Origin of the sequence: Corynebacterium sp. HMSC075F02 (genome assembly GCF_001838335.1) — a bacterium.
Taxonomy (GTDB): domain Bacteria; phylum Actinomycetota; class Actinomycetes; order Mycobacteriales; family Mycobacteriaceae; genus Corynebacterium; species Corynebacterium jeikeium_D.
This window is the reverse complement of record NZ_KV836307.1, coordinates 100848-122064: the sequence shown is the minus strand read 5'-3', so window position 1 is coordinate 122064 and position 21217 is coordinate 100848. Positions and strand designations below refer to the sequence as shown.

Here is a 21217-nt window from a genome sequence, read left to right as displayed (position 1 = left end):
CGCAGGAAAACTCTCTCTGCAGGCTAGTGGCATAGTCATTACGCTGGGATGCATGACTATCGCCAAGGAAGATTACGAGTGGTACCGCAGCGCGGTGTTCTATGAGGTGCTCGTCCGGGCCTTCTTCGACTCCGACAACAACGGCTCCGGCGACCTCAAAGGGCTGACGGAGAAGCTCGATTATCTGCAATGGCTGGGCGTTGACTGCCTCTGGCTGCCGCCTTTCTACGACTCCCCGCTGCGCGACGGCGGTTACGATATCCGCGACTTCCGCGCCGTGCTCGACGAGTTTGGCACGGTCGAGGATTTTAAGGTGCTTCTCGACGAGGCCCATGCGCGCGGTATCCGCGTTATTACTGACCTGGTGATGAACCACACCTCCGATACCCATGAGTGGTTTCAGCAGTCGCGCACTGATCCGGATGGCCCCTACGGCGACTTTTATGTCTGGACTGATGACCCGGACACTTACTCGGGCGCACGCATTATCTTTGTCGATACCGAGGATTCCAACTGGACCTATGACCCGGTGCGTGGCCAGTACTACTGGCACCGTTTCTTCTCCCACCAGCCGGATTTGAACTATGACAATCCGGCGGTGCAGGAAGCGATGCTCGATGTGCTGCGCTTCTGGTCCGATCTCGGCATCGATGGCTTCCGCCTCGACGCTGTTCCCTACCTCTTCGAACGCGAAGGTACTAACTGCGAGAATCTGCCCGAGACCCACGCTTTTCTGAAGCGCTGCCGCAAGGTCATGGATGAGGAATACCCGGGTCGCGTCCTGCTGGCGGAGGCCAACCAGTGGCCCTCCGATGTGGTGGAATACTTCGGCGACCCGGAGGTCGGTGGCGACGAATGCCACATGGCTTTCCACTTCCCACTCATGCCACGCATTTTCATGGCGGTGCGCAAGCAGTCCCGCTTCCCCATCTCGGAGATCCTGGAGTCCACGCCAGAGATTCCGTCTTCGGCTCAGTGGGGCATTTTCCTGCGCAACCACGATGAGCTGACGCTGGAAATGGTCACCGATGCCGAGCGCGACTACATGTACGCCGAGTATGCGCACGATCCGCGGATGAAGGCCAACATCGGCATTCGCCGTCGTCTAGCGCCACTGCTGCAAAATGACCGCACACAGCTCGAGCTTTTCAATGCCCTGCTACTCTCCCTGCCAGGTTCGCCGGTGCTCTACTACGGGGACGAAATTGGTATGGGCGACAACATTTGGCTCGGTGACCGCGATGGCGTGCGCACACCGATGCAGTGGTCACCCGACCGCAACGCCGGGTTCTCCAAGGCCGACCCTGGTCGGCTCTATCTGCCGACCATTCAGGATGCGACCTACGGTTACCAGGCGGTCAATGTCGAGAACCAAGCGAGCTACTCCAATTCGCTGTTGAATTGGGTGCGTCGACTGATTCAGGTCCGCAAGCGCTATGAGGCTTTTGGCCTCGGTGATTTCCGCGAGCTGAATAGCGATACCGCCTCTGTTCTGACCTATCTGCGCACATACGGCGACGAAGTGCTGCTGTGCGTCAACAACCTGTCCTCTTACCCCGCGGCCGTCTCGCTGGATCTGTCCGAGTTCGCCGGCGCCACCCCGGTAGAGCTCACGGGTTCGGTTCCCTTCCCCACAATTGGCACTGATCCCTACCAGATCACGCTTCCTGGTCACGGTTTCTACTGGTTCGAAATCCAGTTGCCGCCAGAGACAAACCTCGAATCGAGCGCCTCCATGTCGGCGCCGACAATCCCGGTTGCGCAGGCGATATCGGACGCGCCGGTGACGTCATCACGCGAGCACTCAGGCACCGCCGCCGATGCCGCAGCCGATGCCGTCACAAACGCCGATAATAAAGAGTGATCTTTTAAGTCCCGAAAGGCGAACGAACTGAAATGACTATTCCCACCGCCGATTTCATTGCCGAAGAGCTGGCAGACACACTGGTCAAGATGCGCTTTTTCGCTGACAAGGTCTCTGACATCGACCACGTCGAGATCCTCGCGCTTGACCCCGTACTGCGCGACAATCCCGACAGTCCCGATGTCGATATCGCATTGGTGAGGGTGCACACCGCGCATTCCGCACCGACCTATCAGCTGCCCATCGCTTGGGCGGAGGACGTCCCCGATGGCCACGAGCAGTCCCTGCTGGTTCGCGCGGAGGGCATCGTCGGCTACGACGCTCTGATTGATTCGGATGCCATCACAGCACTCGGCCAGAAGCTTTCCGACGAAGGCAAGCTCGGCCGCATGGAACTGCGACGTGTGCCGGGCTCTGAGCAGCTCCGACCGAAATCCGGCCGCCCCATGGGAGTCGAGCAGTCGAACACCTCGGTCATTTTCGACGACCGCGTGATGTGCAAGTTCTTCCGTCGCCTCTACCCCGGTACTAATGCCGATGTGGAGCTGCTGGCCGCACTGGCCCAGGCGGATTGCAAGTTCGTCCCTGAGCTCTACTCCTGGGTGGAGACCACCATTGGCGAAGACACCTACACCACCGCCATGCTGCAGGAATTCGCACCGAACTCGGTGGATGGCTGGGAGCTGGCTCTTGGCGCAGTCCGCGATGCCATCCGCGACAGTCAGACCCCGCTGGAAGATTTGGGCACCGACTTTACATCCGAAGCGCGTGCGCTCGGCGAAGCAGTGGCCTCGGTACACAGCAGCCTCGCTGCCGCTGTCGCGGTAAAGAAGCGTCTGACCGGTGCGGAGCTGGTAGCCCCACTGCGAGCTCGCCTGGACTTCGTCGCTGGTGTGGTGCCACAAATTGCTGAGGTCAAAGATAAAGCGCAGGCTATCTTCGATCGCGCGGAGGCTGCGGTTCCGGAAGGTGGTGCCGTCGTCCAGCGAATCCACGGTGATCTGCACTTGGGGCAGGTATTGCGCACGCCGAGCTCTTGGCGCTTGATTGACTTCGAAGGCGAGCCGTCGCGCCCGTGGGAGGAGCGCCGTCTGCCGGATCACCGCCTACGCGATATCGCCGGCATGATTCGCTCCTTCGATTACGCCGCTCATTACCCGCTGCTGACCGGACGTGAAGACACCGAGGCAGCTACCGAGCGTGTTGAGCAGTGGGCTCGCCGCAATATCGATGCGTTCTTGGAGGGCTATGGCGATGCCAGTGACCCGGCGCTACTGGAGGCCTTTGTACTGGATAAGGCCATCTACGAGTGCCTTTACGAAGCGCAGAACCGCCCCAACTGGCTGCCGCTGCCGCTTGGTGCTGTGCGCTCGCTGTTAGGATAGGGCTTTTGTCGCAGTAATTTCATCGCGGGAGTGATCCTCCCGCAAGATAGAGGTCTTTCGTGCGTCTGCTCAGCAGAATCCTGTCCACTACACGAGTGCTCTGGCCTTTCTATATCGGGGTCATCATCTGTTCGCTGGCCACCGCCGCCGCGTCGTTGATTAGCCCCTTCCTCATCCGCGATGCCACCGACGCCATCGTCGGCGCGGTGTCCAGCGATGAAGGCTTGAGCCAGGCGGCGATGTCCGATACCACTCGCACGGTAATCTGGCTGGTCATCGGGCTGCTAATCGCAGATCTGACGCAAACCATCGTGCATAACATCGGTGGTTACCTGGGCGATGTGATGACTGCGCGCATGCGCGAGATTCTGTCGACCCGCTACTATGCAAAGCTGCTGTCGCTGCCGCAACGCTATTTCGACAGTCAGGTCACCGGCACAATTATCGCCCGCCTGGAACGCTCGATTAGCAATATCACGCAGTTCCTCCAGGCGTTTTCCAACAACTTCTTCCCGATGCTGTTGACCGTCGGCGCGGTACTGGGCATCACTGCCTGGCACTACTGGCCCCTGGCGGTGCTATTGATTATCGTTTTCCCGGTCTACACCCTGCTGACCGCGCTGACCTCGAAGCGCTGGCAGAAGATTGAAGCGAAAAAGAACGAACAAATCGATATCGCCGGTGGCCGTTTTGCCGAGGTCATCGGCCAAGTCAAGGTTGTCCGCTCCTACACTGCGGAGCTGCGCGAAATCGCTTTCTTTGGTTCCCGCTTCCGCCGCACCATCTCCCTGACCCGCGATCAGTCAACGTGGTGGCACCGCATGGATGCCCTTCGCGGGGGTATTTTGAACATCATCTTCGCAGGCATTTACCTGCTGCTTTTCCTGCGTACGCTGTCGGGAGAATTCTCCATCGGCACCATGGTCATGCTCATTCAGCTGATTAACATGGCGCGCCAACCAGTGACCATGATGAGCTTCCTGGTCGACGCTGCCCAGCGCGCAGTCGCCGGTTCGCGCGATTACTTCAAGGTCATGGAGCTTACTCCAGAGACCCGCACGCAGCCGGAGCTGCTCAGTGCAGCGACCGCGAATAACGGCGACTTCGACTCCGCGTCCGTTGGTTCCACCGCAGACGCAGAGTCCGTCGACAGCGCCCACCGTTCCTCCCTGGAACGCGCAGCCGAACAGGAGGCAATTGGCGCTCCCATTGTCGACTTCGACGCAGTGGATTTTGCCTACGAAGAGGACAAGACGGTGCTCTCCAATGTCAGCTTCCAGGCGTACTCGGGCCAGAAAATCGCCCTGGTCGGCGAGTCGGGTGGCGGCAAGTCCACCATCGTCAACTTGCTGCTCGGCTTCTACGCCCCGACCGCAGGCCGCTTGAGCGTGCTGGGGTCGGATGTCTCCGAGGTTTCCGGTTCCACTCTGCGTGCTGGCTCTGCCGTCGTGTTCCAGGACTCGTCACTATTCTCCGGCACGATTCGGGAAAACATCGCCTACGGCAAACCCAACGCCACCGACGAAGAAATCATTGCCGCCGCGAAGAAGGCCAACGCCGACGACTTCATCCGCAGCTTCGCCGAAGGCTACGACACCACTATCGGCGAGCGAGGTCTGAAGCTCTCGGGTGGCCAGAAGCAGCGCATCGCCATCGCGCGCGCTATTTTGAAGGATGCTCCCCTGCTCATCCTGGACGAAGCCACTTCGGCGCTGGACACCAAGGCCGAACGCGAAGTTCAGCGAGGCTTGGACAAGCTGATGGAGGGACGCACAACGGTTATCATCGCCCACCGCCTGTCCACAATTTCCGATGTGGACACCATCGTGACGCTGCGTGACGGTCACGTCGACGAGGTGGGCGCACCCGCAGAATTGGCGCAGACTGACGGTATCTACGCCGAGTTGCTACGCCTGACGGCTTCGGCCTCGGCGGCGGATCGTCTGCGCCTGAAGAAGTACGGCATCAAGGGGTAACGCGCCGTCGTCAAGCATGCAGGAAACGCTTGACGACGGGCACCCCTGCGCCCTTTTACGGACGGGGAACGATGTAGCGGCCAGCGCCCGGAACAATTTCGACGGTGACCGGCATCGGGAACATGAGGTCGCCGTCAGCGTAGGCGTTCATCTGGCGTGGCGGGCCGATGTATTCCACGTAAGCCTTCTTGGCGCGGTAGGTGCTGACCTCCCCGATTTTTTCAACGGTGCCGTCGAACACGGACTTGAAGGCCAGGGCGGCCTTGATGCGCCCGGCTTTGCCGATGACAGTGATGTCCATCAGTCCGTCGGAGTGGTCTGCGGACGGGCAAATCTTCATCCCACCGCCGTAAGAACGGGTGTTGCCGAAGGCGGCCAGCGTGATTGGATCTTCGAGAACCCGATCGTCATCGAGCGTGATGCGGAATGGTAGCGAGTGAAAAGCCAAGAACTCGCGGACGATAGCCAGGTTGTAGCGGTTGCGGCCATGCGGCCAGGTCATCTGATTGACGCGGTCGGAGACAATCGAGTCGAAGCCGGCACACATGATAGTGCCGAACCAGCGCTGCTCCCCTGCCTCATTGATGATGCGGCCGAGGTCAGTGGTCGTCCAGAAGCCATCGGCGATAACGTGAGCGGCATCGCGAGCATTGCCACGCGGCAGATTGTATTCGCGACCGTGGTCGTTTCCGGTGCCGGCCGGGATAATACCGAGGGGGATGCCGGTCTGTGCCTGCTCCTGCAGTGCGAGGTTAATCATGCCGTCGCCACCACAGACTGCCAGGGCATCAATTCGGCCGTCGGCGATGACCTCACGAATGAGCTTGCGGGCGTCGTCGGGGTTAGCACCTTGGAGAGCGATGACATCGATGCCGCGATCCGCGAACACCCGGCTCGCCCGGGCGGACGCAATCTGCGAGGCGCCATGACCCGCGTGGGGGTTAGTGACCAGAGCAAGGGTACGAATCTCAGTTGTTCCCAGCGGGTAGTTGAGATCCTTGTCGTTAGCGTTCATCGAAGAAATACCTACTTTTACGTGGGCTTTTGACCGGTCAATACTGGCCTTTATGGGAGTGCGTTAATGCATCTAACTAAAGCTTACCAAGATTGATTGACATTTTTTGAGAAAACGTAACGTAATGTCGCTATGATAAAAGAGGTCGCAGCACCGATGCCCCAAGGAGAAGCTCAGAATGTCTAACAAGCTCACGATTCCATACCGCATGCGCTGGTGGGGCTGGGGCGTTGACGGTAACGACAAGCCAATCACCACGGCCAGCGAGAAACTCCTGCAACGCGAAATCGGTATGTCGCTGGACGCACACAACCCGCCGCCCAACATCGCCGACGTCACCATCCCCAGTAGCCGTCTCAGCACCGAAGATATCGAGGCTCTGGAAGCTATTGTCGGCGCGGATGCCGTCGCCACCGACCACGACACCCGCGTCAAACACGCGGTCGGCCGGTCCTACCCCGACCTGGCCCGCCTCCGTGCAGCCAAACTCGATGTCGCCCCGGATGCTGTCGTGCTGCCGAAGACTGAAAAGCATATCGAGGACCTATTCAAGGTATGCGCTGAACGCAAGATCGCAATCGTCCCCTTCGGTGGCGGCACCTCGGTCGTCGGCGGCGTAGAGGCTGTTGATGGAGGTATGGGCAAGGCCATCGCAGTAGCCATGACCGCCTTCGACAAAATCATCGAGATTGACAAGGTCGCTGGCACCGTCACCGCCCAGACCGGCGTATTCGGCCCCGACCTGGAAAAGGAGCTGTCCAAAGCCGGCTTCACCGCCGGCCACTTCCCGCAGTCCTTCGAGTACTCCACTGTCGGCGGTTGGGTTTCCTGCCGCTCGGCAGGCCAAGAATCCTCTGGCTACGGTCGTATCGACCGCAACGTAATTGGCATGCGCGTCGTCACGCCAGCTGGCACCATGGAGTTCCGCGACATGCCGTCGTCGGCATCCGGCCCAAACCCGCGTGAGCTTTTCCTGGGTTCGGAGGGCACGCTGGGCATCATCACACATGTGACGATTGCCCTGAATCAGCGTCCACAAAAGGAGATGCTCTTCGACACCTACTTCTTCAACTCCTTCGAAGAAGCCGCCGAGGAGCTGCGCAAGCTGGAGCAGAGTGGAAATATCCCCCACCTGGCACGTATCTCCGACGAAAAGGAGACCCTGTTCGGCCTCACTCAGCTCGGCTCCGCCAGCATGTCCGAAAAGGTTACGAAGTACCTGAAGCTGCGTGGCATCGACACCCCGTGCATGGTCATCTTCGGCTTCGCACAGACCGACCCGGTCGGCGCCCGCGTCACCCGTGAGCGCCTCGCCGCTCGCCTGCTGACCAAGAAGTGCGTCCGCATGGGTTCCATCCCGGGCATGGCCTGGGTCAACCATCGCTTCTCCTCGCCGTACCTACGCGATGTCATGATGACCCGCCGAGTGGGTGTCGACACCCTGGAGACCGCTACTACCTGGGACAACGCCGACACACTGCGCCGGGAAATCGCCTCCTCGATGGAAGCCGCTGGCAAGAAGCATGGCACCCCGGTGTACGTCTTCTGCCATATCTCGCACATGTATGAATCCGGCTGCTCACTGTACTTCACGTACTTCTTCCGCGAGACCGAAGGCGAGATTCTCCAGCAGTGGATGGACATCAAGACCGCGGCGTCAGAGGCCATGATGAACTTCGGCGGCACCATCACGCACCACCATGGCATTGGCCAGGATCACAGCCCGCAGTACTACGAGGAGAACACCGAGTTGTTCGCCAAGGTTATGCGTGCCATTAAGGCCGAACTCGACCCGGCTGGCATCCTCAACCCGGGCAAGCTGGCTACCGGTCCGCGCTCCCTGGAAGAGCGTTACGACGGCAACATGATCTAACCCTGTTGCCGCCATCTGCAGCCCAACAGCCATTTTCTACCAAACATGGAAAGTCCGGCATGCCTAGCCACTAGCAGCGACTAGTGCGCCAGACTGACCAGTTCACTAGCGTAGATTTCCGGCGACGTTGGGCCGTCATAAATAAATAGTGAAACGTAATCGTCAAGGGTAAAAGATTCAAGTGCTGCGGTCATTGTCGCTGTCGCTTCTTCCTGAGTTTCCAAGCAAGGATGCTTTGGATGGTGGGGATGGTCGGATTAATCGGTGCGATTTCGTCCGTGCGACCGCAAACAGTGTGGCGTTTTAAATGCCTAAGCGTGCTTTTCTAATTACGACCTGTCTGAGGTGGCACGGACTGGAGACAGCAGCAACACATCTGCAGCGATGGTGCAATAGCAGCGAAAGCTCGGTTCATGGACTCAGAGCGGTTGGACGCTGGGTGCATAGCCATCGAGGTGTCTCCTTCCTTGTAATCCTTGGAACTGATTCGCAGCTAAGAAAGTTTTCTTGAATCAATATCCGTGCCGGTCGTTGATAATGAACAACTTAGTCTATTTCTAAGCGCCCTGCAATGGGTTACGTCCGAAATAGTTCGAAATCGCTACACCCCTCCATAACTTCATCACTTACGCCAGATAGTTTCACCATCATCATCGTCTTCGGGAAAGTCGAGGAAGAAAGACTATGACTGCCACGCACGCTCCTCAGCGCGATCGCTCCGCTGCGGTTTTGAACAAGGTTCGTCGGCAAGCGGACTTGGATCGTCTACGCGAAGATACCGCTAAGGGCGCGATCCCTGATCTGCTGGTCATCGGCGCGGGTATCACAGGTGTCGGCATCGCTTTGGATGCGGCTTCGCGGGGTCTCAATACCGTGCTCGTCGAAACGAAGGACCTAGCTTTCGGCACTTCTCGTTGGTCATCGAAGCTAGCCCACGGCGGCCTGCGCTACCTTGCGAGCGGCAATGTCGGTATCGCTCGCCGCTCAGCTATCGAGCGTGGCGCACTGCTCGATGTCACCGCACCGCACCTGGCACATAACCTGCCGCAGGTCGTGCCGGTGATGGACAGTTTCGCGCCACTGACCCGAATTCTGCCGCGTTTAGGCTTTTTGGCCGGTGACTTCCTGCGCATTATCGCTGGTACCTCTGCCACTACCCTGCCGTTATCCCGCACTGTCGGTCCTCGCCGAGTCAGTCAACTATCACCGACCGTCCGTGAACGCGACGTAAAGTTCGGCTACGTCAACTACGACGGTCAACTGCGTGACGACGCCCGCCTGGTCACCGCTATCGCTCGAACGGCCGCTAGCTACGGGGCAACTATTTTGACCCGCGTACGCTGCGAGAACGCCTCTGGCACGAGCGCCACACTAGTCGACGAGCTCACTGGCGATTCCTTCGAAATGCCGGCTCGCGCTGTCGTCAATGCCACTGGTGTGTGGGCCGCAGAACTGGCGACGAACATCAAGATTCGCCCGTCCCGCGGCACCCATCTGGTTCTCGACGCCGCGAAACTGGGCAACCCTACCGGTTCGCTCACGGTACCGGTACCCGGTCACACCAACCGTTTCTGCTTTGTCCTGCCCGCAGAACACAACCGCGTCTATATCGGGCTGACCGATGAGGATGCACCCGGCCCAATCCCCGACGAGCCGGAAGTACCGGAGGATGACATCGATTTTCTGCTCGATGTCATCAACCAAGCACTCGCGGTTCCGCTCACCCGCAACGACGTCATCGGCGCTTTCGCCGGCCTGCGCCCGCTCATCGACGCCAGCGAGGCCCATACCGCTGACCTTTCCCGCGAACACGCCCTGCTGGAGGGCCCGACCGGCCTAATTTCCATTACTGGTGGCAAACTCACCGAGTACCGCCTGATGGCTGAGCAGACCGTGGACAAGGTCGCGGGGAAGCTCGGAGTTTCCCTCGCTCCGTGTTCCACCCGCACCATCCCTGTGCTGGGCTCCGAGCCGAAGGAACTCGACCGCGCCCGCACCGCTGCCGCTGCAGGCCGCATCCCAATGCCGCTGTTTAATCGCTACGGCGCTGAGTCCTTCGAGGTCATCGAGTCCTGCCCGCTCGACCGACCACTCGACCCGGTGGCGGAGGGCCTCGATGTGACCCGTGCCGAGTTCGCCTGGCATGTGACCCACGAGGGTGCTCTCAGCGTCGACGATATTCTCGATCGCCGCACACGCCTCGGGCTGGTCAAGGCTGATCGCGACGCTGCCCTGCCAGCTGCTGAGGAGGCACTGCAGCTGGCCTAGTTCTGGTCGTTGCTGTGGCCGCTCCGGTCGTGGTCGTAGCTACTAAATAAAGCGGGGAGTCTTCGGACTGCCCGTTTTTCTGTATACACGGAAACTATGAGTGTAAATAACGCTGTCACTTTCCCTTCCCTCGATGAACTCCGCAACCGTGGAACAGTCAAGTGGACCGCGTACTCCCCGGACGTGCTGCCACTGTGGGTCGCCGAATCCGATGCCACCACCTGCCCTGCGGTCAGTGCCGCTATCCACGAGGCCTGTGAGCGCGAACAGTTCGGATACCTCTCACAGGACATCTCCGCGCTTACCACCGCAACTGCGGACTTCTCTGCAGCACGCTACGGCTGGCGCCCGAACCCTGACAACATCTTTGCCGTCGCGGACGTCGTCCGCGGTGTCACGCTCGCAGTGGAACGCTTCACCCGCCCCGATTCCGCGATTGTCGTCCCCACGCCCGCCTACATGCCGTTCTTTCAGGTGGGTCCCGCGCTCGGACGAGAGACCGTGTGCATTCCCACGCTTGCCGACGGCCCGGATCTCGGCGCCCTCGAACGTGCCTTTGCCGACGGTGCAGGTTGCCTGATCTTGTGTAACCCGAACAACCCGCTCGGTTTTACCTACTCCGCTGACAAACTGCGTGAGATTACCGATTTGGCCGCTCGCTTTGGCGCGCGTGTTATCTCAGACGAGATTCATGGCCCAGTTGTTCTAGATGGCACTCATACTCCGACCGCGTCGGTGTCGGATACTGCGGCAGCCGTGACTATCGCGGTGACTGCTACCTCGAAGGGCTGGAATACCGCTGGCCTAAAGTGTGCACAGATCATCTTTAACGACGAAGATGCCAAAACCTGGCGGAAGCTGCCCTTCATTGTGCGCGAAGGCGCCTCAATTCTCGGAGTCGCCGCTGCCACTGCTGCCTACCGCGACGGTGTGCCCTGGCTGGATAACTTTGTCGACGTCCTGCGCACCAACCGTGAGACTCTGCGAACGCGTTTGTCCACTATTGCGCCGCAGGCTCGCTTTAACCCACCGCAGGCCTCATTCTTGGCGTGGTTGGACTTGGGTGACGTGCCCGGCATTGACAAGGGTGACCCAGCTGCGTGGCTGATGGAAAACGCCAAAATAGCACTCAACCCCGGCTTCGCATTCGGCGAAGGCGGGGCTGGTCATGTGCGGCTTAACTTTGCGACCTCCCCGGAGATTCTCGGTGAGGCCCTGGACCGGTTTGACGCGGCCCTGCGCTTTTAGCTGACGTTTTAGTTGGTGACAGTGACGCTGCCGTCGGCGTTGACAACGACGTCGGCGGCCAGAGCACGAGCCAGGTTCATGCGAACGTGCTGGCCCTCACCGTCGGTGCGGTCGAGCGGGTAACCGGACGGGATTGCAGTCTGAGCGAGGATGGAGTTGCGCTGTTCCTCAGTCAGCTTCGGGAAGCGGGTCTCCAGCAAACCTGCGTAACGCTTCGGGACAACAACTGGCTCATTAGCTGGGCCAACCTGCTTGAAGTCGTAGGTCATACGCTCGGTGTACTGCTCAACGGCAGCTGCGGTGCTCATGTACGGGGTGTCCTTGGCAACGCAGTTGGCGATGGTGTCGCCACAGCGGTATTCAAGTTCAGTGCGCAGCTCATCCATTGCTTCTTCGATGAGTGGGCGGAACTCTGGGTCTGCCCAACGGTCAGCTGCGGCCTGGTTGCCCATCATGCGGCCACCCATGACATCCAGCGGGTAGTGCACACCCATGACAATGCGCGAATGACCGGCTTCGGAAGCACGCGCCTGAATCTGCGGTGCGACCTCCGGCAGCATCATAGCCAGCATGGTCGAGGTCCATGCAGCCTTGTTGGTGTGGCCCGACGGGTAGGACGGCGTGGTCGAGTACGGGTCGTCCTGACCTTCGCGGTAGTAGCGCTCGATGCGTTCCGGTGCCACCACAAACGGGCGATCATAGCCGTATGCGTACTTCTCGAAGAAGGTCGAGCTGACCAGGCCACCACCGCGGGCAAGGTTGCCGGACAGCAGTGCCTTCACCTTCGGCAGGCGTCCCTCATCGAAGGCATCACGGAAATGCTGACCCAGATTTGCACCGAAAGCAGTGGAGATATTGACCAGTGGATCCAGGTAGTCGTCATCGAGAGCGAGTTCCTGTGCCTGTGGGTCGTTCTTGGCAGCATTGTTGATGCGAACAACGGTTTCGAGGTTCTGATCCATAACCTCTGGGTGCGTGTCTCGAACCTCGACGAACGGGTGGACCACGTAGAAGTAGAACCAGTTATCGGTAGCGGCATCCGACGGGTACGCGCGCACAATCTGGTCCGGACGGTACGGAGTCGGGGTCGGCGCATTCGGGTCGGTGTTTTCACCGGAAGACGACGGCAACGAGATGGATTCGGGTACCTCGAGGCCACCGCCAGGCAGCTTGATCCCTTCCGGAGCGGTTACATTCGCTGGGAGCGTAGAAACTGAGTCCAGGCGGTTACCCAGCTCGGCCAGCGGGTTAACCGGAGCCGCCCAAGCCGTTGCCGGCGTGAGCCCCATTACAACTGCCATCGCTGCGGTAGCAGCGCCGACGCGAGTACGAGTTGCTGTGCGCTTGTGCGGCTTCGAAGAAGACACTGAGACGTTCCTTTCCAGATTGCTGCCTGGGGCACCAGTTGTGAAGTGCCCTATAAGTCAAGGTCTGACAAAATCTTCACTCATGCTAAGGCCACGGTGAGGTTTCGGCGCGTTGAAAAGAAACAAGTTTCCAAAATGTTAGTGCCGATGACTGACAGTTTCCCCGTCGAGCACCGGGTTTTCACTGATAAATGCATAAAGAAACCGGTTGGCGGGATAAACTCCCGCCAACCGGTAAGAATTCACTACTCGCCCCAAAACGGGGTTAAAAGCGTGAACTACTTGGAGTAGTCGTAGAAGCCGCGTCCAGACTTGCGGCCGAAGTAGCCAGCCTCAACCATGCGCTTGAGCAGCGGCGGTGCGGAGTAAGTCGGCTCCTTGTACTCGTCGAACATGGCATCGGCGATGAACTTGATGGTGTCCAGGCCAACCATGTCGGCCAGAGTCAGCGGACCCATCGGGTGTGCACAGCCATTGACCATGCCAGCGTCGATGTCCTCTGCGGTTGCAATGCCGTCCTGCAGCATGCGGATAGCGCCTAGGATGTACGGAACGAGTAGGGCGTTGACGATGAAGCCCGAGCGGTCCTTCGCACGAATGACAGTCTTGCCCAGCGCCTCGGAAGCGTACTCGTACGCGCGCTCCGATTGAACATCACCCGTAGTCAGGGTAACGACATGCTCTACCAGCGGCAGAACCGGAACCGGGTTGAAGAAGTGCAGACCCATGACGCGCTCCGGGCGCTTAGTGGCTGCAGCAATGGACTGAATCGGCAGCGAGGAGGTGTTGGAAGCCAAGATGGCATCGTCCGACTCAACAATCTCATCGAGCTGCGAGAAGACGCTGGCCTTTACTTCCGGGTTTTCCACGATGGCCTCGATGACCAGCTCACGGTCAGCGAAGTCTTCCAGCTTGGTGGTGAAGCTGATACGGCCCATAATCTCATCACGTGCGGACTGCTCCAGCTTGCCACGGGAAACGGCCTTATCCAGCGACTTTTCAATACGGGCGCGGCCGGACTCGAGAAACTCCTCTTTGGCCTCCCAAACCTTGACATCACTGCCGGCCTTCGCACAGACCTCAATGATGCCGGAGCCCATCTGACCGGCGCCGACGATGCCTACTCGCGAGATGCTATTTGCCATTGGCGAATCTTCCTACCTTCTAGTCAGCATTGTGTTTCATCCGAGCGCGCGTTCGCTTAACGACGATTACAGCGCACTGGCTTTATTTACACGCTACTCACTTCCCCAGTTTCCCGGGTGCGCTTTGCAGGACTTTTATCTGAATTTCCTCCACTTGGCCTGAACAGTGGCTAGTACTGCATACGTTTTGCCAGTGCCTGCTGAATATCTTCCAGCTGCTGCCGAGACGAACGTGCCAGCTCTTGCAGGTCATTTCCGCCGTGCTTTTCCAGTTCCTCCCACTGGCCGAGCATCTTGTCCAGGCTGCCTTCCATCAACGTCAGGTAAGCCATATCTGCGTGTGGCCCCTCCTCGTTTTCAAGACGGGTCATGGTAGCGGTGTCGAGCTTCGTCTCAGCCGGATCAACATCGACACCGAGAGTCTTAACTAGCTGCGCTTCCTCTTCAGCAAAGACGGGCTCCGCCTGCTGCGCAATCTTTCGGGTCTCTTCCGAGACGGTTTCCTTTGCAATCAGTGTCTGCGATGCATTCTTCAGCGCCGCTGTATCTGCCGCCAGCTGAGCCAAGTTATCCCGAATTGCAGCACTGGAGCTAACAGCACCCGGTGCCTGGCTTGACTGACTTTGATTGCCCTCCAAGGCCGCCTTATCACTATCGCCACAAGCACTGAGGCCGACGACGAGAGCAGAAGCGAGCACAGCGGAACCAATACGCAAGCCACGCCCAATCAGGGAATAGACACCGCTACTGGGAGCCGCTGCACTATCGCGGATGGTGTCTGCGGACATTAGTCGACCTGCAGCTCGCCCATGCGATCCCAGTCCTGCTTATCCGGGAGTACCTGCGAAACAATCTTCGGGGTCTCTGTGAGCAGTGGCTTCATCGCCTCCAGCCCCTTGGCAAAGTGCTCGGAATTGACGTGGGCTTCGCCAGCGTCGTCATCGAATGCCTCAACGAGGGTGTACTGATTGGGGTCTTCTACGCTGCGGGACCATTCAAACCATTTGTTGCCAGCCTCTGCCCGGGTAGCAGCGGTGAACTCAGCGACGTGATCCATCCATTCGTCGGCAAACTCCGGCTTAACTTGGTAATTCACAACGATAAAAATCATGTCGCCCACTGTAGGCGTGTCCAGGCAGAATTGCACCCTTCAACTAATAGAGTTTCGCTGAGAATTTTTCTTACGCTGACCTCAGGTGACAGTTATATTGGTTTGTATGATGAACACTCCGCTCATTCTCACCTACCAAGATAAGACCCCACGCATTCATTCCAGCGCCTGGATTGCGCCCGGCGCGGTCATTATCGGAGATGTCGAAATCGGTGCGGATAGCTCCGTGTTCTACGGTTCTGTTCTCCGAGGTGACGTCGCACCGATCCGTATTGGCCAGCGCACCAACATTCAGGACAATTCCACCGTCCATGTCGACCGAGGCGTGCCCACCATTCTGGGCGATGATGTCACGGTTGGACACATGGCATTGGTTCATGGCACCACAGTTGAAGATGGTTGCCTCATCGGCATGAAGTCCACTTTGTTGTCGCGTTCGCGTATCGGCGCTGGCAGCCTCATTGCCGCAGGTGCCGTGGTGCTGGAAGATCAGGTAATCGACCCCCGTTCGCTGACTGCAGGCGTTCCCGCTAAGGTACGTCGCCAACTCTCAGCCGAGGAGGCAGAGGGCTTCATTGCCCATGCAGAGCGTTATGTGGAAACAGCGTCTAACCACCGCCATCTCCGCGAGGTCGACCTGGATATGGTGACTTTTAACTAGACCACTGTCGCACCGGCAGCAGCCATTTCCGCTAGTGCGGCTTTACCGCGCTCCGGGTCGACCGCCGCGACCTGGTTGCTCAAAACGCGGACGGAAAAGCCTTCCTTAAGGCCATCGAGCACGGTTGCGCGTACGCAGTGGTCAGTCGCAACACCCACCACATCGATCTCTTCGATGTCAGAGGCGCGAAGGGCGTCGGCAAGCGAAACGCCAGCCTCCGTTGCTCCCTCGAAACCGGAGTAGGCGGCGGCGTACTCCCCCTTCGTGACATCTATACGCACGGCAGCGGGATTGAGTTGCTCGAAAAACGCGATGGCGCGCTGCATCCCGGGATGGATTTCCGCGCCCGGGGTTCCCGCGACACAGTGATTCGGCCAAGTATTGGCGAAATCCGGGGTCTCGGAGAAATGCGTGCCCGGATCGATGTGATTGTCGCGAGTGGTCGCGAGAACCGAATACTTATTCGCCGTGCCCGCGACATGCAGATACGTGGCGGTGTACGCTGCCTCCGCGCCGTCTACGGCAAGTGCGCCACCCGCGGAAAAGTCATTCTGAGCGTCGACGACTACCAGTGCCATGCGTGGGCGCGCCGGGCGCTGTTGTTCCTCGGAGCCGGCATCGTTGCTGGTATCTGACTCGTTGTCCGCGTTATCGGCGTTGTCCGCGTTGACCTGTCGGTAGATTTCGGAGAAGGAAGCGTTCATGGTCTATATCTTGCCACGCGTGCACATTTAAAGGAGCATGCTAACTATCAGCAAGACTTCAACAAGCTATCGACAACTAAGAGTCAATCCGGTGTAGCGGTTAGAATCGTTTCGATAATCCTTTGATACGACGTCGGCTCTTAGTCGCGTCCTCCAATGCGGGAGGTTTTTATGGCAGGCGGACTTGTCGCGCTGCTTGACGACGTTGCCACGATTGCACGCGCTGCAGCGGCAACAACAGACGATATTGCGGCTGCGGCCAGTAAAGCTAGCGCTAAAGCTGCAGGCGTTGTGGTAGATGACGCTGCGGTGACCCCTAAATTCGTCGAAGGTGTCTCGCCGAAGCGTGAGCTGCCGATTATTTGGCGTATCACCAAAGGTTCTCTGGTCAACAAAATCGTCATTATTCTGCCGATTGCGCTACTGCTCAGTCAGTTTCTGCCCTGGGCGCTGACGCCGATTTTGATGCTAGGTGGCACATACCTGTGCTTTGAAGGCATGGAAAAGGTCTGGGAGAAGATTAAGCACCAAATCTCTCCCGATCAGACTGAGCAGGAGCGGATGGAAGCAGCGACCAACCGCACGCCACAGAATGAGGATTCGCTGGTGAAGTCTGCAATTTTCACCGACTTAATTCTCTCCGCGGAGATTATGGTGATTTCTCTCAACGAGGTCGCCGATCAACCACTGCTCAATCGTGCGCTGATTCTGATTGTGGTTGCGCTTATCATCACGCTTGCGGTTTACGGCGTGGTGGGTTTCTTGGTGAAGATTGATGACATTGGCCTGCACCTGCAGTCCAAGGAATCAGCTGGCGTCAGCAAGTTTGGTGCGGCACTGGTCAAGGCCATGCCAATCGTCCTGACCACAATCGGCATAATCGGCACGTTTGCCATGTTGTGGGTCGGTGGCCACATCATGGTCGTCGGCCTCGACGAACTGGGCTGGCATCTCCCCTACCAACTAGTCCACAACCTTGAGCAGCTGTTTACCGGTGGCTTCCTCAGCTGGTTGGCCAACACCACCGGCTCACTGATTTTCGGCGCCATCTGGGGCGCGATCATTGTGGCGATTGTTGCCGTGCTGCCCTTCGGCCACGACAAACACGATGAGAATGACAAGAAGGGCGCAGCCGAGGCGTCTGCTTAAGAAGTCTGACGCTTAGGAGTACGTGACCTCACCGTCGACGTAGACCCAGCGTCGCGCGCGACGCACGAAGCGGGAGCGCTCGTGCATCGTGCCGATGCCCTCATGGTCATGGAAAGCCGCTTCAAATTCCACGATGCCTTCGCGGTCTTCCTCGCCACCATCGACAGTGTTAATAATGGTGAGCCCCTCCCACTTCACACCGTCATCCACATTGATAATTTCTGGGCGGTAGCGCGGATGCCACGTCCGCCAGATGTAATCCGCCTCGTGTGCGACGTAAGCGCTGTACCGCGCTGCCATCAGCTCAGCTGCGGTCAACGCCTCCCGCTCACCGCGGTGCAGCGGACCGCAGCACTTCCCGTAGAGTCCCCCACCGCACGGGCATGGATTGGAATCGGCCACGCGAGCGCGCGCGAAAAACGCGCTCCCGCTTCCTGCTCCCAATCCAGCCTCCGCCGCAGCACTGTTTTCTCGTAACTGCCGAACCATTGTTGCCAGCCCCTCCCCAATCTCACATGCGGTATTAAACACGTCCAAACAACGTCTTTACATACCTACCAATTGACCTGCAGCACCGCTAGTCGGTTCAACCCCCGACAGGCTTGCCGACGGCTACCGCGTCGCCCTCGGCATTCCTTCCGCAAACCCCGCAGCGGATTGAATTCCCACCACTGCCCGCTCAGCGAACTGCTCGATGGTGGCCGAACCCGCGTACGTGAACGAAGAACGCACGCCCGAGATAATGCGATCAATCTGGTCTTCTACGCCTTCGCGGCCCGGCTCCAGGTAAATCTTCGCGGTCGAGATACCCTCTTCGAACATCTCACGCCGAGCCTTCTCAAAGGCTTCCACCTGCGCATTTCGATTCTCTACCGCGCGGTGCGAGGCCATGCCGAAAGACTCCTTGAACATGCGTCCGTCGACGTCCTTCTGGACATCTCCCGGGGATTCGAAGGTACCGGCAAACCACGAACCAATCATCACGTTGGAGGCACCCGCAGCCAACGCAAGAGCCACATCGCGGGGATCCTTCACACCGCCGTCAGCCCAGACATGCACGCCACATTCACGAGCCGCTGCAGCGCACTCGAGTACTGCGGAGAACTGTGGACGCCCCACACCCGTCTGCATTCGAGTTGTGCACATCGCACCCGGGCCAACACCGACCTTAATAATGTCAGCTCCTGCCTCCGCGAGGTCGCGAACCCCATCGGCGGTCACGACATTGCCGGCTGCAATTGGCACTGGTGGGTTGAGCGCACGGACTCGTCGTAAAGCATGGAGCATCGATTCCTGATGTCCGTGTGCGGTATCGACGACGAGTACATCGGCGCCTGCGTCGAGCAGCGTCTTTGCACGCCCCTCAACATCACCGTTGATGCCAAGCGCAGCACCGACGCGCAGCTTGCCGTCAGCGTCGACAGCCGGCTTATAGAGCGTCGCACGCAGCGCCCCCTTGCGGTTGAGAATTCCCACCAGCACACCATCTGCATCAACCACCGGCGCGAGCTTGCGCCCGGATGCGGTGAGCTGGTCGAAGGCATCACGCGGCTCAATGTCGGCAGGAAGCGTAAAAAGCGAGGTGGACATTAGCGTCCCCACCTGCGCAAAGTTGTCCACTCCCGCCAGATCGCGCCCCGTAATCAGCCCGACCGGCTTGTTGTCTTCCACCACCACTGCTGCACCGTGCGCGCGCTTTGGCAGGAGGTGGCGCGCATAACCAGCGGTGTGGTGAGGCTTGACGACAATCGGGGTGTCGAAAACCAGCCCAGCGGACTTGACCTTGCGAATGGTTTCAGCGGCAATGTCAGCTGGGACGTCCTGCGGCAGGATGGCAATTCCACCTCGGCGAGCGGTGGTTTCGGCCATACGGCGCCCGGAGATGGCCGTCATATTGGAGACCACAATCGGAATGGTTGTGCCGGTGCCATCATTAGTGGACAAATCGACATCCATGCGAGAGCCCACGGATGACTTCGACGGCACCATGAAGACATCGCTGTAGGTCAACTCGTAGGGCGCGGACTGATTGTTAAGGAATTTCACATACACCAGGATAAGTCGATTCTTCCGGTGTGCACGGCGGGGAGTAGCCAGAGGTGGGCACCCATAGCCGACTTCACCTGGTGTAGGTTCGTACGAGACTCCGTTGACTCAACCGGGATTCCTTTCCCAGGAAAGATGCTTAGCAAAATCTAATGAAGACGCCGATCAAAGATTACCTGTCCGAAATCGTCGAATCTGTCCGTCCCGATGAGTCTGGCGAGGTAGCGGACTATATTCCCACCCTCGCCGAAGCTAACCCCGACCGCCTGGCGCTGGCTATGACCACCGTGTCGGGGCGCACCTACACTGCGGGCGATACTGACGCTGAATTCACCATTCAGTCGATGTCCAAGCCCTTCGCTTACGCCGCAGCCATAACCGAACAAGGCAAAGACAAAATCGACAGCATTGTGGGCACCGAACCTTCCGGGGAAGCCTTTAACGAGCTGTCGCTGGAGCAGGGCACACATCGCCCGAAGAACCCGATGATTAATGTCGGCGCACTCGCCGTCAACCAGTTCGTGTGTCAGCCAGGTGCCGACTGGAAGAGCCGCACCAACCATATGGTGGACCTTCTCTCAACTTTGGCTGGTCGCAAGCTCCGCGTTGACTACGACGCCTACGAAAGCGAAATCGACACCGCACATCGAAACATGTCCATCGCGCACATGTTGGCTGCTTACGGCTTTATCGAAACCACGCCCCTCGATGCTGTCCGCGGCTACACCGCGCAGTGCTCCATACTGGTCAACACCCGCGATGTCGCTATGATGACCGCAGTGTTGGCCAACGGTGGCGTTAACCCGGTAACTAATCAGACTGTGCTCGACCGCGCGGTTGTTCGCAAAGTATTGTCCGTGATGGCGATTGCTGGCATGTACGACGAGGCCGGTGAATGGTTTACCGAAGTCGGGATTCCCGCCAAGAGTGGTGTCGCCGGCGGCTTATTGGGTGCCCTGCCAGGCCAGGCGGGGCTAGCAGCTTTTTCGCCACGATTGAACGACCACGGCAATAGTGTCCGCAGTATTGCCATCTTCCGGAAGCTCTCCGAAGACCTAGGCCTTCATCTCATGGATGCCGAAGCCATTGGCTCGCGTGCACTGCGCAGCACACGGGTCAGCAATGGCCGCTCCATTATCGAGATTCAGGGCCCGGTGAATTTCACTGCGGCCGAAATCGTTCTCAACAGGTTGGCAACTTCCACCCCGTCGGAAAGCGAAGTTGTCTTCGACATCAGTCGCGTTGGCTTTGTCAACCCGGTCGGACGCGCGTTGATTCTGGAAGCGATGCGACGCCTGAGCCACGAGGGCAAGGAGATTTTGTTCTACGACCCGGAGGGCGTGCTGCCCAACCCGGATATGGGCGAGGGGTTGCTGCCGGTCATCCTCCAGGACGCACCGTGAAT

At 59.0% G+C, this 21217-nt stretch carries 17 protein-coding genes; 9 read left to right on the top strand and 8 right to left on the bottom strand.

The window, feature by feature from the left end; all coding sequences use genetic code 11:
- Positions 1 to 52 precede the first annotated feature (52 nt).
- The 3 genes from treS to HMPREF2920_RS03000 are packed head-to-tail and all read left to right on the top strand — an operon-like array spanning position 53 to position 5225.
- The gene (treS, locus tag HMPREF2920_RS03010; protein WP_049170701.1) at positions 53 to 1864 is read left to right on the top strand and encodes a maltose alpha-D-glucosyltransferase; all 1812 of its coding nucleotides are present in this window, start codon (positions 53 to 55) and stop codon (positions 1862 to 1864) included.
- Positions 1865 to 1896: 32 nt separating this feature from the next.
- Positions 1897 to 3249 (top strand): maltokinase N-terminal cap-like domain-containing protein, encoded by a 1353-nt coding sequence (locus HMPREF2920_RS03005; protein ID WP_049170698.1) that lies wholly within the window; start codon positions 1897 to 1899, stop codon positions 3247 to 3249.
- Positions 3250 to 3308: 59 nt separating this feature from the next.
- Positions 3309 to 5225 (top strand): ABC transporter ATP-binding protein, encoded by a 1917-nt coding sequence (locus HMPREF2920_RS03000; protein ID WP_070600905.1) that lies wholly within the window; start codon positions 3309 to 3311, stop codon positions 5223 to 5225.
- A 55-nt stretch (positions 5226 to 5280) separates the two neighbouring features.
- Here HMPREF2920_RS03000 and HMPREF2920_RS02995 read toward each other — a convergent pair whose 3' ends face one another.
- Positions 5281 to 6240, bottom strand: coding sequence for a diacylglycerol kinase (locus HMPREF2920_RS02995; protein WP_049192863.1), 960 nt, complete (start codon positions 6238 to 6240; stop codon positions 5281 to 5283).
- Positions 6241 to 6418: 178 nt separating this feature from the next.
- Between HMPREF2920_RS02995 and HMPREF2920_RS02990 the strand changes: the two genes are divergently transcribed.
- From HMPREF2920_RS02990 to HMPREF2920_RS02980, 3 genes are all read left to right on the top strand, one after another.
- Positions 6419 to 8113 (top strand): FAD-binding oxidoreductase, encoded by a 1695-nt coding sequence (locus HMPREF2920_RS02990; RefSeq protein WP_083308204.1) that lies wholly within the window; start codon positions 6419 to 6421, stop codon positions 8111 to 8113.
- 684 nt (positions 8114 to 8797) lie between these two features.
- The gene (locus tag HMPREF2920_RS02985) at positions 8798 to 10381 is read left to right on the top strand and encodes a glycerol-3-phosphate dehydrogenase/oxidase (RefSeq protein ID WP_070600906.1); all 1584 of its coding nucleotides are present in this window, start codon (positions 8798 to 8800) and stop codon (positions 10379 to 10381) included.
- 96 nt (positions 10382 to 10477) lie between these two features.
- Positions 10478 to 11629 carry a MalY/PatB family protein gene (locus tag HMPREF2920_RS02980; RefSeq protein WP_048759644.1) on the top strand — a complete coding sequence of 384 codons (1152 nt, stop codon included), beginning with the start codon at positions 10478 to 10480 and terminating at the stop codon, positions 11627 to 11629.
- A gap of 8 nt (positions 11630 to 11637) precedes the next feature.
- Here HMPREF2920_RS02980 and HMPREF2920_RS02975 read toward each other — a convergent pair whose 3' ends face one another.
- The 4 genes from HMPREF2920_RS02975 to HMPREF2920_RS02960 form a co-directional block, all read right to left on the bottom strand.
- On the bottom strand, positions 11638 to 12996 hold the full coding sequence (locus HMPREF2920_RS02975; RefSeq protein WP_070600907.1) for an acid phosphatase: 1359 nt from the start codon (positions 12994 to 12996) through the stop codon (positions 11638 to 11640).
- A 278-nt stretch (positions 12997 to 13274) separates the two neighbouring features.
- The gene (locus tag HMPREF2920_RS02970) at positions 13275 to 14141 is read right to left on the bottom strand and encodes a 3-hydroxybutyryl-CoA dehydrogenase (RefSeq protein ID WP_048759650.1); all 867 of its coding nucleotides are present in this window, start codon (positions 14139 to 14141) and stop codon (positions 13275 to 13277) included.
- Positions 14142 to 14311: 170 nt separating this feature from the next.
- Positions 14312 to 14929: a hypothetical protein gene (locus HMPREF2920_RS02965; protein ID WP_070600908.1), complete on the bottom strand. Its 618-nt coding sequence runs from the start codon at positions 14927 to 14929 to the stop codon at positions 14312 to 14314.
- Positions 14929 to 15252, bottom strand: a complete 324-nt coding sequence (locus HMPREF2920_RS02960) for a putative quinol monooxygenase (RefSeq protein WP_048759955.1) — start codon at positions 15250 to 15252, stop codon at positions 14929 to 14931. The genes HMPREF2920_RS02965 and HMPREF2920_RS02960 overlap by 1 nt, the downstream gene beginning before the upstream one ends.
- A 106-nt stretch (positions 15253 to 15358) precedes the next feature.
- Here HMPREF2920_RS02960 and HMPREF2920_RS02955 point away from each other — a divergent pair, with 106 nt between their 5' ends.
- Positions 15359 to 15913 carry a gamma carbonic anhydrase family protein gene (locus HMPREF2920_RS02955; RefSeq protein ID WP_070600909.1) on the top strand — a complete coding sequence of 185 codons (555 nt, stop codon included), beginning with the start codon at positions 15359 to 15361 and terminating at the stop codon, positions 15911 to 15913.
- Here HMPREF2920_RS02955 and HMPREF2920_RS02950 read toward each other — a convergent pair.
- The gene (locus HMPREF2920_RS02950; RefSeq protein WP_083308205.1) at positions 15910 to 16617 is read right to left on the bottom strand and encodes an isochorismatase family protein; all 708 of its coding nucleotides are present in this window, start codon (positions 16615 to 16617) and stop codon (positions 15910 to 15912) included. The genes HMPREF2920_RS02955 and HMPREF2920_RS02950 overlap by 4 nt on opposite strands.
- A 171-nt stretch (positions 16618 to 16788) precedes the next feature.
- On the opposite strand from HMPREF2920_RS02950, the gene HMPREF2920_RS02945 reads away from it, so the two are divergent.
- The gene (locus tag HMPREF2920_RS02945) at positions 16789 to 17766 is read left to right on the top strand and encodes a DUF808 domain-containing protein (RefSeq protein ID WP_048759656.1); all 978 of its coding nucleotides are present in this window, start codon (positions 16789 to 16791) and stop codon (positions 17764 to 17766) included.
- A 12-nt stretch (positions 17767 to 17778) separates the two neighbouring features.
- Here the strand turns inward: HMPREF2920_RS02945 and HMPREF2920_RS02940 are convergent, their stop codons facing one another.
- Positions 17779 to 18297 (bottom strand): YchJ family protein, encoded by a 519-nt coding sequence (locus HMPREF2920_RS02940; protein ID WP_370647681.1) that lies wholly within the window; start codon positions 18295 to 18297, stop codon positions 17779 to 17781.
- Between the two features lie 81 nt (positions 18298 to 18378).
- Positions 18379 to 19812, bottom strand: coding sequence for a GuaB1 family IMP dehydrogenase-related protein (locus HMPREF2920_RS02935; protein ID WP_070600944.1), 1434 nt, complete (start codon positions 19810 to 19812; stop codon positions 18379 to 18381).
- A 152-nt stretch (positions 19813 to 19964) separates the two neighbouring features.
- On the opposite strand from HMPREF2920_RS02935, the gene HMPREF2920_RS02930 reads away from it, so the two are divergent.
- On the top strand, positions 19965 to 21215 hold the full coding sequence (locus HMPREF2920_RS02930) for a glutaminase (RefSeq protein WP_070600910.1): 1251 nt from the start codon (positions 19965 to 19967) through the stop codon (positions 21213 to 21215).
- Positions 21216 to 21217: the final 2 nt, after the last annotated feature.

What these genes read in the sequence shown, in the direction of transcription:
- treS (WP_049170701.1), top strand. Translation starts at nt 53, where the DNA reads ATGACTATCGCCAAGGAAGATTACGAGTGGTACCGCAGCGCGGTGTTC.
- HMPREF2920_RS03005 (WP_049170698.1), top strand. Translation starts at nt 1,897, where the DNA reads ATGACTATTCCCACCGCCGATTTCATTGCCGAAGAGCTGGCAGACACA.
- HMPREF2920_RS02995 (WP_049192863.1), bottom strand. Translation starts at nt 6,240, where the DNA reads ATGAACGCTAACGACAAGGATCTCAACTACCCGCTGGGAACAACTGAG.
- HMPREF2920_RS02990 (WP_083308204.1), top strand. Translation starts at nt 6,419, where the DNA reads ATGTCTAACAAGCTCACGATTCCATACCGCATGCGCTGGTGGGGCTGG.
- HMPREF2920_RS02985 (WP_070600906.1), top strand. Translation starts at nt 8,798, where the DNA reads ATGACTGCCACGCACGCTCCTCAGCGCGATCGCTCCGCTGCGGTTTTG.
- HMPREF2920_RS02980 (WP_048759644.1), top strand. Translation starts at nt 10,478, where the DNA reads ATGAGTGTAAATAACGCTGTCACTTTCCCTTCCCTCGATGAACTCCGC.
- HMPREF2920_RS02970 (WP_048759650.1), bottom strand. Translation starts at nt 14,141, where the DNA reads ATGGCAAATAGCATCTCGCGAGTAGGCATCGTCGGCGCCGGTCAGATG.
- HMPREF2920_RS02965 (WP_070600908.1), bottom strand. Translation starts at nt 14,929, where the DNA reads ATGTCCGCAGACACCATCCGCGATAGTGCAGCGGCTCCCAGTAGCGGT.
- HMPREF2920_RS02960 (WP_048759955.1), bottom strand. Translation starts at nt 15,252, where the DNA reads ATGATTTTTATCGTTGTGAATTACCAAGTTAAGCCGGAGTTTGCCGAC.
- HMPREF2920_RS02955 (WP_070600909.1), top strand. Translation starts at nt 15,359, where the DNA reads ATGATGAACACTCCGCTCATTCTCACCTACCAAGATAAGACCCCACGC.
- HMPREF2920_RS02950 (WP_083308205.1), bottom strand. Translation starts at nt 16,617, where the DNA reads ATGAACGCTTCCTTCTCCGAAATCTACCGACAGGTCAACGCGGACAAC.
- HMPREF2920_RS02945 (WP_048759656.1), top strand. Translation starts at nt 16,789, where the DNA reads ATGGCAGGCGGACTTGTCGCGCTGCTTGACGACGTTGCCACGATTGCA.
- HMPREF2920_RS02930 (WP_070600910.1), top strand. Translation starts at nt 19,965, where the DNA reads ATGAAGACGCCGATCAAAGATTACCTGTCCGAAATCGTCGAATCTGTC.